Below are 14,130 nucleotides of genomic sequence, written 5' to 3'. Positions count from 1 at the left end.
AGCCCTTACCATTAGCAGTATTTGAGTCGTTGTCACTTTTCGCTCTTGCCTTTTTTCCGCGCGCTTGCGTAGGTTCAGTGACCAATACGTTTTTAGATTAAACGCAAAAAAGCCGCTGCAATAATGCAGCGGCTTTTTTATATTCCACAATAAGTGGTGGAGCTACGCGGGATCGAACCGCGGACCTCTTGCATGCCATGCAAGCGCTCTCCCAGCTGAGCTATAGCCCCGCTTATCACACATTATGAACAAGTCCGATAATGCGATGCGCATCATAGGCAGACAGCATTTTTCTGTCAACCATAAATTGCGAAACAGCCATTAAGCAGTCACTTTTTAAGCGACTTGTCGAAATTATCGGCGATTAAATGCAGCGCCCAGCACCCAGTTTAAAAATACCGCAAAGCTACCGCTAGGTTTGCTATAGCAGATGCCTGATGAATGGATTACTTCGTACCTCGCAATGACCCAAGTGCTGCATTGGCTCTAAGCTTGGTGCCGGGCGCTTGGCGCTGTTTACTCTTTTAGCTTACGGCTGAAAGCTTTTTTAACCTTTAGCTCGCTCGGCAATAAAGGCCAAAGCCATATCAATGCGCGCTAAGGTTTGCGCTTGGCTTAATAGCGCAATCACGCCATCAATGGCCGGAGACTGGCCGGCGCCGGTCACTGCTACGCGCAATGGCATGCCCACTTTACCCATGCCTAATTCAAGCTCAGCAGCAGCGGCGTTAATTTGCTCATGAATGGCGCTTGCTTGCCAATCCGTTAAAGCTGCCAATTTTTCGCGTACTAAGGTTAATGGCTCAGCCGCCACTGGGCGTAAGTGCTTTTTAGCGGCGGTGGCATCAAACTCACTAAAATCTTCAAACAAATAGCGGCTTTGCTCAGCCATCTCTTTTAAGGTGTGGCAGCGCTCAGCAAACAAGGTCACCACGTCATCAAGACCTGGCCCGTTATCAATGGCAATGCCTTGATTTTGCATATGCCAAGCTAAATGCTCAGCCACCTCAGCGGCAGGCAGCGTCTTAATATAGTGCTGATTGAGCCACAGCAGCTTATCGGTATTGAAGGCGGAGGCCGACTTGCCAATGGCATCAAGTGAGAACAGCTCAGTCATTTCCTCAACCGAAAACACTTCTTGATCACCATGAGACCAGCCCAAGCGCACTAAGTAGTTCAGCAGCGCTTGGGGTAAATAACCGTCATCACGATATTGCATCACGCTTACTGCGCCATGGCGTTTAGACAGCTTGGCACCATCGTCACCCAAAATCATAGACACATGGGCAAACTCGGGCACAGGGGCGCCCAAGGCTTGGTAAATATTAATCTGGCGAGGGGTGTTATTAATATGATCTTCACCACGCACTACATGGGTGATCTCCATATCCCAATCATCCACTACCACACAAAAGTTATAGGTAGGGGCGCCATCGGTTCGACGAATAATAAGATCGTCCAACTGATCATTACCGGTTTCTATACGCCCACGCACATGATCGTCAAATACCACTGTACCTTCAGTGGGATTTTTAAAACGGATCACATAAGAGGCATCTGCAGCATGGCTGTGCTCTGAATGACGACAATGACCGTCGTAGCGCGGCTTAACACCATCATTCATTTGCTGTTCACGAAGACCATCAAGACGCTCGCGAGAGCAATAGCATTTGTAGGCTTTATCCTCTTTTAGCAGCTGATCAATTAATGCATGATAACGATCAAAACGCTCAGTTTGATAATAAGGGCCCTCGTCCCAATTCAAGCCCAACCACTGCATGCCCTCTAAAATGGCATCTATCGCCTCTTGGGTTGAACGTTCAAGATCGGTATCTTCAATACGTAATACAAACTCGCCTTTAAGATGGCGAGCATAAAGCCAAGAATAGAGCGCTGTACGAGCACCGCCGACATGAAGAAAGCCGGTAGGGCTAGGAGCAAACCGCGTTTTAACTGTCATCATTCTGCCTTTGCTAATAAATAAAGCCCAAATGGACTGGGATCAAAAAGTACCGAGCATTTTAGCACCGCCAGACATAGGGTTAAACGCTTTGTCTATTTTTGCCGTTAAGATAGCAACATAGGCGCTGATACACTGATATCACTCTGCCCTTAACTACAGTCTAATGGCTTGTCGAGTAGTCATACCCTAGATACACTGATCACTAGCGAGGTGCTTACTCATGTCAAAAAGAAAAACAATGAAACGTAATCAACCCCAGTCTTTACTCAGCAAAATAAATGCCATCACCCTTCCGGTTCGTAAAGGCATAGGCCGAGGAGTGCAAGCTTGGCAAGGCGTGCCTAAGCTGCATAAGCTGGGCTTATTATTATTAACACCTTTGTGGTTAGGGCTCTTTGCTTGGCAACCCGTGGCTAAGGCGCCCCAAGCGAAAATAAGTGGTCGTTTAAACTTATCAGTGGCCGCAAACGAAACCCGAGAGGTTCAAATACCTCAGGGGGGTCAACGTCGTGATCACACCCTAAGTCAGGGCGAGACGCTAGCGGCACTATTTCGCCAATGGCAATTACCGAGCCGAGATTTGATTGCGCTGATCCGCGCTGAGCCCTCTTATCAGCCGCTGAGCCATGTAAAAGCAGGCCAAGATATTACCGCTGTTATTAACGCTAATGGTGAGCTGCATTATTTAGAAGTGAATGATCATGGGCGGCTTTTAAGTGCCTTTCGCCGCATGGGCCAAGAGTTTAGCCTAGTCACAACACCTTAAAACAGATAAGGGTTGGATGGCCCAACCCCTCATGTTCTTTAGGCCTGTTCAGCCAGCAGGGCCAATAACCCCTCTTCATCTAAAATAGGAATGGCTAACTCTTGGGCTTTTGTCAACTTAGAGCCCGCAGCTTCTCCGGCCACTACACAGCTGGTTTTAGCAGATACCGAGCCTGCCACTTTAGCGCCCAGTGCTTGCAAAGCGGTTTTCGCCTCACTACGCGATAGCTGCGTTAAGGTGCCTGTTAGCACAAACGTTTGCCCCGCTAATGGCAGCTCGTCACTGCTGGACTTTTCGATATCAGGCCAAGTTAACCCACAGCCGCCGTGCTCTACGTCAGCGACCAGTGTTTGCACCACACTTTGATTGTCGGGCTGTCGAAAAAAGTAATAAATATGCTTAGCGACAATCTCCCCAACATCAGACACGGCTAACAAGCTATCCACCTCAGCCTGCATGACGGCCTCTAAGGTTAAAAAGTGCTGTGCTAGGTTATTGGCGGTAGCCTCACCGACTTCACGAATACCAAGCGCATATAAAAAACGCGCTAAGGTGGTGGCTCGCGCCTTATCTATGGCTTGCAATAGCTTACTGGCTGATTTGTCGCCCATACGCTCTAGCTGTAATAAGGTGGCGTGGGTGAGCTTAAACACATCGGCAGGGGTTTTGACCAGCGCTAAATCCACTAACTGCTCAATTACCTTAGTGCCTAAGCCTTCAATATCAAGCGCCTTACGTGAAGAAAAATGCTTAATGGCTTCTTTACGTTGTGCTGCACAAAACAAACCGCCAGTACAACGCGCCACGGCCTCGCCTTCTAAACGTTCAATATCAGCATCACATACTGGGCATTGTGTGGGAAAAGTAACAGCCGTCACATTATCTGGACGCTGTTCTAATACCACGGCCACCACTTGGGGGATCACATCACCAGCGCGGCGAATAATCACAGTGTCGCCCACCATAACACCGAGTCGGGCAATTTCATCGGCATTGTGTAAGGTCGCATTAGACACCACCACCCCCGCCACTTGCACCGGTTCAAGCTTAGCAACCGGCGTAATAGCGCCAGTACGCCCCACTTGAAACTCTACATTAACAAGCTTGGTCAGCTCTTCTTGTGCCGGAAACTTATGGGCGGTGGCCCAACGCGGGGCTCGCGCTACAAAGCCAAGCTCGGCTTGTAAAGCCAGATCATCCACCTTGTACACCACCCCATCAATTTCATAGGCCAGTTGATCACGGCGCTTAAGAATATCAGCATAATATTGCTCACAGCCCGCACGCCCTTGCATACGCTTAACCTCTGGGCTAATTGGCATGCCCCAGTCTTTAAGGCGCTGCAAGGTGGCAAAGTGACTCTCGGCGAGGGGCTCACCTTCCACCAAGCCAACGCCATAGCAATAAAATGACAAGGGGCGCTTAGCGGTAATGCGTGAATCGAGTTGGCGTAAGCTCCCGGCTGCGGCATTACGCGGGTTAGCAAAAACCTTATCTCCTTTAGCAATGGCGGCGGCATTCATGGCAGCAAAACCGGCACTGGGCATAAAGACTTCACCGCGCACTTCTAAACGTGCGGGCCAATCTTGGCCTTTTAATTTAAGAGGAATGGCTTTAATGGTACGCACATTCTCTAAAATGCCCTCACCGGTAGTGCCATCGCCACGGGTTGCGGCTTGCACTAATTGCCCTTGTTCATAGAGCAGACTAACGGCTAAGCCATCTAGCTTGGGCTCGCAGCAAAAAGTGACAGTGGTGCTACTTCCGAGTCGTGACATAAGACGCTTTTCAAAGGCACTGAGCTCGTCTTCACTAAACACATTATCTAATGACAACATGGGCAGTGCATGACGCACGGCTGTAAATGCCGCCACTGGGGCTCCTCCCACCTTTTGGCTGGGCGAGCTTGCCTCTAAAAACTCAGGGTGAGCTTGCTCTAGTGCAATCAGCTCACGCATGACTCTGTCGTACTCAGCATCAGGTACAGTGGGCGCATCAGCAACATAATATTGTTCGTTATAGCGTTCGAGCTGTTCACGCAAGGCAATAATTTGGGCTTTAGCATCTGTCATCGAAGAGTGTCCAATCAATAATTAAGATATAAAACGTTGGTGAAGCGCGAAGAGGGTCGGCGTCAAGCAAACCAACAAAAATGCGACCCATTAGGTCGCACTTTTAATCTAATGATACAAACAGTTTACTGAGCTTGGCTGTCAAAGTCTCTAAGTTGCTCTCGACATTGCGCCAAGTAATCGGGGCTTAGCGGACGTCGCTGACCATCTAACAAGATAGCATCTAATGTGTCGGCCATATTCTCTGCCGCCTGAATCATTAAGTTAAATTGGTTTTTAGCCATGCCCGGGTGAGGCAGCTGCATAAACACAGAAACACCAGGGGTACCAAATTCGGCCATGGCGTTAGGGTTAAACGTGCCAGGCTGCACCATATTAATTAAACTAAATAATGGCTCCCCCTCGGCATTGGTATTTTGATGACGATGAAATATGTCCATATCACCGAAGCTAAAGTCAGCCTGCGTCAGTGCTCGCATTAAATCGTGCCCTTGTAATTGCTGATTAGGTCGCGCTACCACGTTGATAACATACACATCTTGCCACGTTTTAGGCACGTCACGCAGCGGCTTCATAGGCTCAGGAGTGGGATCTGGCTTGGTTTGCACTTCATCTTGTCGTGTTTGCGCATCTGTTCGAATGGTGTCTGGCTCAGTATGTTCAGCTGCACTGCTTTTCTCATCAGCAGCCAACGTCGCTTCAGGTTCAGCTTGGGACGGCTCTGGTGGCTGCTCATCCGCCACAGGCGCTTTTTGCTCAGGCCCGTCAAACAAAGGGTCAATCTCGCCTTCTTGATAGCGGCGCACCCGTAGTTCTGCTTCAGTTTCACGGCTTTGTGTCGCACCTGTTGCCACCTCACCTTGATGTAATGTTGCATCTGGTCCAGGGGGCTCGGGGAGGGGAACTGTCTGCGCACTTGCTTCATCCGGAAAAATCGGCTTTTCTACGCCAGAAAAAGTGCTTTTAGACAAACGCGGAGGCAAACCTACCTGAGGCTCATCATCTGCTTTATCATCATCTTCGTTAACAGCCGAAAAGTGCGGTGTTTCGTGCCAATCATCAATAACACTAGCATCATCAACTAAAGAAGCCGCTTGATGACCACTGCTGACCACACGCACCGGGCCGATACCGTCACTATCAAAGCCGTCAGGATCGTGCTCTGCCTGCTCATCAGCTGGATGAGTCATTTTATTAATCGGCTTGTTGCCTATATTTTTTTGACGTCCTTTCTGACTTGTCCACAATCCGTGAATAAGTAAAGCAGCAATGGCTACCGCTCCCAGAATGATCAAGATAATTCGCAAATCCTGCATTATCGCATCTCTAAATTTTTGCTTATGTTAAGCCCTACCGCCAACATCCGCATAAATAACATGGCTTACGCCGGAATATGGTTGAATACAGCAACAAGGGTATGTTTACCATCAAGGTTTGACAAGAGTCAGATAGGGACTAAGGCAATAAAAAGCAGCATTTTTTACATTTTTATCTAGAATAGCCGCCATAAGGGCAGTCAATGAGACTGTTTAGCAGTAAACATGAGCAGACTTTCGCTAAACAGCTGGTTGGCTCCAGCTACGACAAACGGCTTCGCGCCCTTATAAAAAGCCGCTGCAGCAGAATGCTTGGCAGCTAAAGGTTTGCTCTTTACTATATTTATTTCTTAAGGAAGCCTATATATGCCAGCCCCTTTTCATCAGATTAGCGGCCCTCATTATTTACTACGGGGCTTATCTCTTATTTTAGAGCGCGACTTACGACTGTTTGTCCTGATCCCACTCGCCATCAATTTACTACTATTTAGCGGGGCTTTTTATTGGCTTTATCTGCAACTTGATCAGTTATTTACATGGTTTGAAAGTACTGTGCCTAGCTTTCTTCAATGGCTTAGTTACATTTTATGGCCCATAGCGCTACTGACCATAGTGGTGCTGTTTTCATTTATATTTACCAGCGTAGCTAACTTTATTGCCGCCCCTTTTAATGGCCTATTAGCAGAGCGGGTTGAACTCAAGCTCACTGGGTCTGAGATAAATGATGAGGGTTGGCTGGATTTAGTCAAAGATACGCCGCGTATGCTGAGCCGTGAGATACACAAAATGGGCTACTACTTGCCACGAGCATTAGCCTGCTTATTACTATTTTTCGTGCCTGTCATTGGACAAACACTGGCTCCAATTGCATGGTTTGCCTTTAGCGCTTGGATGATGGCTATCCAATATTGCGACTATCCATTTGATAACCACAAAATAGACTTTGATTTAATGCGCCGCTCGTTAGCTAAAAAGCGCGCGCTTAATTGGGGCTTTGGCGCATCAGTCACCCTGTGCTCAGGGCTTCCAGTTATCAACTTATTGATAATGCCCGTGGCAATATGTGGTGCAACCGCATTATGGGTTGATCATTATGCCCAACTACGTACTGGCCCTGTATCTAAGTGCACAAAGTTAGACTTAGGATAATAGCCCACTCCGCCTACTTTTAAATCAAGAGCTGCTCTGCGTAATTGTGAAAGCTCAACATTGGGCAGGCGTAAATCAATCGCTTGTCCTTTCATGTGATAGCTTTTTTTAGCAACGCCTCGACTCTTACGGCGTAACATGGCATTAGTACTAGGAGAGCGGTAGCCCGAAATAATTTGAATTTCACCCGGCTTACCCAGACGTTGCTGTAACAAATACAGTTGATCAAACAGCTTAGGGTCTATATCGAACTCTTCATTTTCACGAAAATCACGCATAATATGATTTAACGTACTTAACCCATCACTCAAATACTGCCCTTCTTCCCAAAAGTCAGCGCTTACCTGCTCTCCGGTGTGTAAGTTATGCAAGCGTAACTTACGTACCGGAGCTGATAAGCTGGCCTGTGCCGATAATGGCAACATGGCAGCTAGCCCCAAGCCCCCTGCGCCCAATAAAAAACGACGGCGACTCGTCTGCAGACTATGGTGCTGCGCATTTTGCTCTGCTTTCATAAAGTTAAACATAATAACAAACTCATTGATTCAAAAATAATATTGGTGCAGCTGCTAAGCTCCTTCAACGGCACACCAGCACAAGCCAGCCCTCCGCCTTATGCTAGGCATATATTAGGTGGTGAGGCTCGACTATTGGCAGATAGGTACACACTAAACAGCAGAGAAAATACCCTACAACAGACTAAAAAACCACCATTTACTAAGTGAAAAACAAAGACAGATACGCTTGGCCCCCAAGTAAGGGGACCAAGCAACGTTCAGAGAGTGGCTGTATAATACGCGCCTAATCATAACAAGCGGACGTTGGCGCGGCATAACAAAGGGTATAAACCCAGTACTTAAAAGGGACTCGTTAAGTGTTTATCGTACTGATAAATATCTTTTCGATAATGCGCAATACCGTCAGCGCTGAGCCAGCCGGGCCAGTACACCATAAATAATGGTAAAGGCTCAGTGACTTTAACCCAGGTGGTGGTTGGTTTTGCCTTTAATGCTGCCAATTTGCGGCGGCCTAACCGTTCTTCTACCAACCAATTTGCCAGCTGCTCGGCTCCTTCAACTCGCACACACCCCGAACTCAGGGCGCGGCTATCCCGCCCAAACAGACCCCGAGAGGGAGTATCGTGTAAATAAATAGCATTAGTTGTGGGTAAATGAAATTTATAGGCGCCTAAGGCATTACCGCGTCCAGGCCGCTGACGCAGGTGATAAGGGAATCCACCGCCCTCCTCTAACCGTGTTTGCCACACATCACTCGGCACCTTATTGCCTCCTTCCAGTACATCAAAACCTTGTCGCTCTATATAACTGGGGTCGCGATATAACTTAGGCACTATATCTTTATTAATAATAGAGCGCGGGACATTCCAAGGCGGATTAAACACCACATTGGTAATTTTGCTCTCCATAATGGGCGTTCTTCGCTTATCGCGCCCCACAATAATATTACTCTCTAATACCATCACTTGGTTTTGATATAACCGCATGTGATATTCAGGAATATTCACTAATAAGTAGGAAGAGGGCAACTCATCACTGATCAGCGTTCTCATCATACTACGCATCAGTAATTGTGCCCGCGCAAGTGGCGTCGCATCTAACCATTGATAGGTGTTAGGCCCTATGACTCCATCCACCGTTAATCCGTGGCGCTGTTGAAAACTGCGCACAGCCCTTTCTAACTTAGCGTCATACAATAGGGGATCAATAAACTCGCGAGAGGCAGGAGTGCTACTTGCATAAGTGCTATTAACCTCAGTTTGCAGCGAGTCGCGAACTGAGGTAAGTGAGCGCCCAGTACCTTGACTGGGTATGGGTTCTTGAAGCTCTCTCTCAGTATCTAGTTCAACCTCAATATCAGGTACGCCATCAACATCAGGCACCAAAGGCGTATCTAGATCGACTTCCTTTGGCATATCACCCAAGATCCGCAATCTTTCTCTAATGCGCTCAACCACTGGCAGCCGATCACCAGGGCGCACCGTTGCACTACGCAATGCTGGCCAATCGGTCTGCTTTTGTTCTAGTAAATGAGCAAGTTGTTGCTGTAACTGCGAATAATTAGCAAAGTTTGGCGTTATACCCTCCACTAACTGCACGCGACGCTGTAACTGGCTCGCTAATTGTAGATTATCGTAATCCTTGTCTGTATATGACAAGTCAGCTTGGTGCGTCCGTAAATGTTGGCGCTCAATGAACGATAAACTCACCCAATGGCGCCAAAAACTTTGTATGCCAAGTAAGAGTCTATCGTCCGCTACATCAGAGGCGGTATTAGCATTTGTCGCCTGCTGCCACCACAAGGTAAGCTTGGGATGAACATCTGCTAATGCGAGCTCTAATCCAACTTGATGTAATTGTTGTTGTGCAGCTGGCTCATCCTGCCAACTGCTAGCTAGCGCATTTCCTACCCCAACATACAGCAAGAAACAAAGTCCGCTGATGGTTCGACATTGCTTTATCCACTTATTATTCATCATCTAATGCCGCCTCATTCCTTGAACTAACCTTTTGTATCTTATTAAGAGAATACCCTGCTTGCTAGACTCTTGATAGCAAACTGCCTCTCCCCCCTCAAAAACAGCGCCCAAGAAAACGGAATGGAATATCACTTAATGATTTAATAACATATTGTTATAACAAATTGTCACTTCTCATTTAAAAAAGAATGGGTAAGCTGGCTCTATGTTCAATACTTATAGCATGAATAAACGGTAGGGATAGTCACGATGAGCAAGATATTTGAAGATAACTCTTTAACCATTGGGCGCACACCTCTGGTCAAATTAAACCGGGTTAGCAAAGGTCGCGTATTAGCAAAAGTAGAAAGCCGCAACCCAAGCTTCAGCATAAAGTGTCGTATTGGTGCCAATATGATTTGGGATGCAGAGAAGCGCGGTGAACTGACTCCCGGTAAAGAACTCATTGAACCTACCAGTGGTAATACAGGTATTGCTTTAGCGTTTGTTGCCGCATCTCGTGGCTACTCTATTACCTTAACCATGCCTAACACTATGAGTATCGAGCGCCGCCAACTGTTAAAAGCGTTGGGAGCCAACTTAGTACTAACAGAAGGCGCTAAAGGCATGAAAGGGGCGATTGATAAAGCCACTGAGCTAAGAGACAGCGCGCCAGAAAAATTTGTGTTATTACAGCAATTTAATAATCCGGCTAACCCCGAGATTCATGAAAAAACCACGGGCCCTGAACTGTGGGAAGACACAGATGGTGATATTGATGTGTTTGTGTCAGGCGTGGGCACTGGTGGTACCTTAACCGGCGTGTCTCGTTATATCAAAAACACCCAAGGTAAAGCCATTACTACCGTCGCCGTTGAGCCGGTTGAATCTCCTGTTATTGCTCAAGCATTAGCGGGCGAATCATTGACTCCAGGCCCTCATAAAATTCAGGGCATTGGTGCCGGCTTTATTCCTGGCAACTTAGAACTGTCTCTTGTAGACAGAGTAGAGCAAGTAACTAGTGACGATGCAATTGAAATGGCCCGCCGCTTGATGAAGGAAGAAGGTATTTTAGCGGGTATTAGTTCTGGTGCTGCCGTAGTAGCCGCTAACAAATTAGCTGAACTACCTGAATTTGCTAATAAAACCATTGTGGTCATTTTGCCAAGCTCTGGCGAGCGCTATTTAAGCACCGCTTTGTTTCAGGGTGTGTTTACTGAGCAAGAGCTCAATGCATAATAGCGGCTAACTCGCCCTGTTATAATAAAAGCGCAGACGGTCTTATCACCGCCTGCGCTTTTTATTATCACCCTCTCTATGAAAGCAAGGCTGAGCTTGGCGCTTAAGGCATGGCGCTGGTATCATCAGCATTAACTAATGCGAGGAGCGAATATTATGGGGTTGTTCAATAAGTTGAAAAAAATGGTCTCTGATGATGTAGCAGATACTAACAACATTAATATTTTTGCCCCTCTTTCTGGGGAGTTGGTTGCTATTGAAGATGTGCCCGATGTGGTCTTTGCTGAAAAAATAGTCGGTGACGGCATCGCTATTAAGCCCAGCGGCAATACCATGGTGGCCCCGTGTAATGGCACTATTGGTAAGATATTTGAAACCAACCATGCTTTCTCTATCAAGTCTGACTCCGGCTTAGAGCTATTTGTGCATTTTGGCATTGATACCGTTGAGCTCAAAGGCGAAGGCTTTACGCGCATTGCCGTAGAGGGCCAGCAGGTAAAAACCGGTGATACTATTATTGAATTTGATTTAGCCTTTCTTGAAGCCAACACTCAGTCGACCCTAACCCCGATTATTATTTCTAATATGGATGAAATAAAAACACTTACTAAGCACTCTGGTGCCGTTAACGTAGCTGAAGATGTGATACTCAGCGTTAAAAAATAACGGGTACGCTGGCCGTCACTCTAAAACAACCACCGTTTTAACTGGCGGCTTTTAAACACAAAGTTAAGCTCTTGCTAAGCGCCCTCCTTCTATTTTAGGTAATCATAATGTTTAATTGGCTCAAGCGCCTAGGTCAGTCAAAAGCTGATAAATCCATTTCTGCGGTGCAATTTGCAGAAGAATTTTATCACGGTTTTAGTATTCACCCCGAGCCCTTGGCTGAACATGGCCAATTTCGTTTACATGGCCGTATTACTCGCCAGAACAATGGCGAACAGCAAGAATACCGTCTGATCCGCTCCGACCTTTTACCCAGCGCAGAGCTTGCTGCAACCTTAATGGTCGACAAAGCCAAACGCGTCATTGATGAAAATGGCACTCGACTGTTTGACTGAGTGGCACAGTTGGCGAGCGCAACTACAACATAAGGGTGAACGCCGACTGTTGGTGCTAGCAGGTAGTCAAGCTTGGGCTATGGCACAGGCACAGATACTGACCGACGATTTACAGGCGCCTATACTCTGGCTTGGAGAGCACCCGTCGCTGCGTCCTACCACCACAGCTCTGGCCATTAATAAATTTAAAGCCGCTTTGGGTCAAGAATACAACGGCCTAATCTTTAATGCCTTTAGTGGGTTACACCCGGACGCTTTGGGGGCCACAGCCGGCACTTTAAAAGCAGGCGGCGTGATGTTGCTATTATGCCCACCACTTACCCAATGGCCCGATTATGCAGACCCTGATTTAACTCGCTATGTAGCACAAGCCGAACAGGCTTTAGCGCTAAACAGCCCTTTTTTACAGCGCTTTGTACGGGAGTTACAACACAACAAACAGGTTATCATCTGGCATCAAGGGGCAGCCTTTCCTCCTTTGCCCTGCTTGTCAGCACAGCCTTGGCAGCCCCAAGTTGATAGAAAAGGCTGTTTAAACGGCCAACAACGCCACGCATTAGCCACTATGCTGCACTGTGCTCGCACCCGCACTCCCATGGTATTAACGGCAGATCGTGGCCGTGGCAAATCCAGCCTGCTCGGTTTAGCGGCACAGCGCTTAATGCAATCAGGTTTAACTCTCTTACTCAGCGCCCCGAATCAAGAGGCGCCATCGCAAGCCATCAAACACTGTGCCAGTCCACTGCCTTTTATGGCACCCGACGCCATTTTAGCTGAGCAACCCAAGGCCGATATACTCTTAATTGATGAAGCGGCGGCGATTCCCGTGCCCATGCTCTTAGCCCTAGCCCAAGGTTACTGCTGTATTTTTGCCAGCACAGAGCACGGTTATGAAGGAACAGGACTGGGGTTTCAACTTAAGTTTCAGCCTAAACTCAATGAGTTATCACCTCATTGGCGTAAAGTACACTTACAGACACCCGCCCGCTGGAGCGCACAAGACTCGCTAGAGCCCCTGATCTTTAACTTACTGGCCCTAAATGCCGAGCCGCAGTCTCCTGTGGGAATAAAAAAAGCCGCCCTTCACACCCGCTGGATAACCCCTGCCACCTTGGTGGATAACGATCCTCTATTACAGCAGCTATTTGGTCTGCTCACCTTGGCACATTATCAAACTCGCCCCAGCGATTTACGCCACTTGTTAGATGCCCCCAAGGTATTATTAGCTGTGACCTTTCAAGGAGAAACACCGATAGCAGTAGCCCTGCTCGGCGCTGAAGGCGCTTTACCTCCACCGCTGAGTCAAGGTATTTGGCGTGGGCAGCGTCGCCCTCGCGGTCATTTATTACCGCAATCTTTGGCCTTTCATGGTGGCTTAGCCACCGCCACGCAATACACTTATTATCGTATTATGCGCATTGTGGTTCACCCTCACTGCCAGCAACAAGGCTTAGGTAGCCAATTACTGGCTTGGCTACAGCAACATTTACCGCAAAAAGTGCACTGCGACTTTATTGGCACCAGCTTTGGCGCCAGCCCATCACTGCTCTCTTTTTGGCAAGATAACCACTTTAACGCACTGCGCTTAGGCCAAAATCGCGACGGCGTAAGCGGCTTGCATGCCATTATGATGCTAAGACCTTGCTCAATTGCAGCCCAGCAGGTATTGCCGCTTTGGCAGGGGCAATTTAGTGCTAACTTACAAGCCTATCGCCAAGGTATATGGCCCAAGGATCTCACCGCTATTTATCAGCAACTCAGCTTAGTGCCCGCCGCTCACTCTGCCAAACTAGATAGTTTAATTGCTCATGACTTTGCGTTTTTTCACCGAGATTTAGTCTGTGATCAGCCAGCCCTATTACGTTTTGTTCAAAGCCAAGCCCGACCCGACACATTAACAATTAAGCAACAAGAAATATTAGCCGCATTAATTACCCCAGGCGCTAGCCCTCGCCTAGTGGCGGCGCAATATAGCCTCTCTGGTTACAAGGCAGCCACGCAACAAGCTCGTAACATAATAAAACATTTCTTTAAAGCTTCATCTGAATCATAATTTACTTGTTATTTACATATAAAATCGGCTAGGCT

At 47.6% G+C, this 14,130-nt stretch carries 11 protein-coding genes and 1 tRNA gene; 6 read left to right on the top strand and 6 right to left on the bottom strand.

Going from position 1 to position 14,130, the window contains the following annotated elements:
• Positions 1 to 154: 154 nt before the first annotated feature.
• Together ACTHY5_RS01355 and gltX are read right to left on the bottom strand one after the other, a co-directional pair.
• Positions 155 to 230, bottom strand: a tRNA-Ala gene (locus tag ACTHY5_RS01355).
• Positions 231 to 547: 317 nt separating this feature from the next.
• Positions 548 to 1,960: a glutamate--tRNA ligase gene (gene gltX, locus ACTHY5_RS01350; RefSeq protein WP_441875304.1), complete on the bottom strand. Its 1,413-nt coding sequence runs from the start codon at positions 1,958 to 1,960 to the stop codon at positions 548 to 550.
• A 241-nt stretch (positions 1,961 to 2,201) separates the two neighbouring features.
• On the opposite strand from gltX, the gene ACTHY5_RS01345 reads away from it, so the two are divergent.
• Entirely contained in the window at positions 2,202 to 2,729 is a 528-nt protein-coding gene (locus ACTHY5_RS01345; protein ID WP_441875301.1) for a LysM-like peptidoglycan-binding domain-containing protein, read from the top strand.
• 38 nt (positions 2,730 to 2,767) lie between these two features.
• On the opposite strand, the gene ligA is transcribed toward ACTHY5_RS01345, so the two are convergent.
• Together ligA and zipA are read right to left on the bottom strand one after the other, a co-directional pair.
• Positions 2,768 to 4,801, bottom strand: a complete 2,034-nt coding sequence (ligA, locus tag ACTHY5_RS01340; protein ID WP_441875298.1) for an NAD-dependent DNA ligase LigA — start codon at positions 4,799 to 4,801, stop codon at positions 2,768 to 2,770.
• Between the two features lie 125 nt (positions 4,802 to 4,926).
• A complete protein-coding gene (zipA, locus tag ACTHY5_RS01335; protein ID WP_441875296.1) occupies positions 4,927 to 6,117 on the bottom strand; it encodes a cell division protein ZipA in 1,191 nt (396 codons plus the stop codon).
• Between the two features lie 366 nt (positions 6,118 to 6,483).
• On the opposite strand from zipA, the gene cysZ reads away from it, so the two are divergent.
• Positions 6,484 to 7,266 carry a sulfate transporter CysZ gene (gene cysZ / locus ACTHY5_RS01330; RefSeq protein WP_441875293.1) on the top strand — a complete coding sequence of 261 codons (783 nt, stop codon included), beginning with the start codon at positions 6,484 to 6,486 and terminating at the stop codon, positions 7,264 to 7,266.
• Here the strand turns inward: cysZ and ACTHY5_RS01325 are convergent.
• A complete protein-coding gene (locus ACTHY5_RS01325; RefSeq protein WP_441875290.1) occupies positions 7,209 to 7,793 on the bottom strand; it encodes a DUF882 domain-containing protein in 585 nt (194 codons plus the stop codon). The two genes, cysZ and ACTHY5_RS01325, sit on opposite strands and share 58 nt — an antisense overlap.
• 329 nt (positions 7,794 to 8,122) lie before the next feature.
• A complete protein-coding gene (locus ACTHY5_RS01320) occupies positions 8,123 to 9,763 on the bottom strand; it encodes a L,D-transpeptidase family protein (protein ID WP_441875287.1) in 1,641 nt (546 codons plus the stop codon).
• A 249-nt stretch (positions 9,764 to 10,012) separates the two neighbouring features.
• Between ACTHY5_RS01320 and cysK the strand changes: the two genes are divergently transcribed.
• The 4 genes from cysK (at position 10,013) to ACTHY5_RS01300 (ending at position 14,095) form a co-directional block, all read left to right on the top strand.
• Positions 10,013 to 10,981: a cysteine synthase A gene (gene cysK, locus ACTHY5_RS01315; RefSeq protein ID WP_441875285.1), complete on the top strand. Its 969-nt coding sequence runs from the start codon at positions 10,013 to 10,015 to the stop codon at positions 10,979 to 10,981.
• Positions 10,982 to 11,137: 156 nt separating this feature from the next.
• A complete protein-coding gene (crr, locus tag ACTHY5_RS01310) occupies positions 11,138 to 11,647 on the top strand; it encodes a PTS glucose transporter subunit IIA (RefSeq protein WP_441875283.1) in 510 nt (169 codons plus the stop codon).
• A 107-nt stretch (positions 11,648 to 11,754) separates the two neighbouring features.
• Positions 11,755 to 12,042, top strand: coding sequence for an HlyU family transcriptional regulator (locus tag ACTHY5_RS01305; RefSeq protein WP_441875280.1), 288 nt, complete (start codon positions 11,755 to 11,757; stop codon positions 12,040 to 12,042).
• The gene (locus ACTHY5_RS01300) at positions 12,014 to 14,095 is read left to right on the top strand and encodes a tRNA(Met) cytidine acetyltransferase TmcA (RefSeq protein WP_441875277.1); all 2,082 of its coding nucleotides are present in this window, start codon (positions 12,014 to 12,016) and stop codon (positions 14,093 to 14,095) included. Before ACTHY5_RS01305 ends, ACTHY5_RS01300 begins: the two co-directional genes overlap by 29 nt.
• The last annotated feature ends 35 nt before the right edge of the window (positions 14,096 to 14,130 follow it).

Origin of the sequence: Oceanisphaera sp., from assembly GCF_052084945.1 — a bacterium.
Classification (GTDB): domain Bacteria; phylum Pseudomonadota; class Gammaproteobacteria; order Enterobacterales; family Aeromonadaceae; genus Oceanimonas.
Note: the sequence above shows the minus strand (reverse complement) of the source record. Positions and strands in the feature narration are given on the sequence as shown.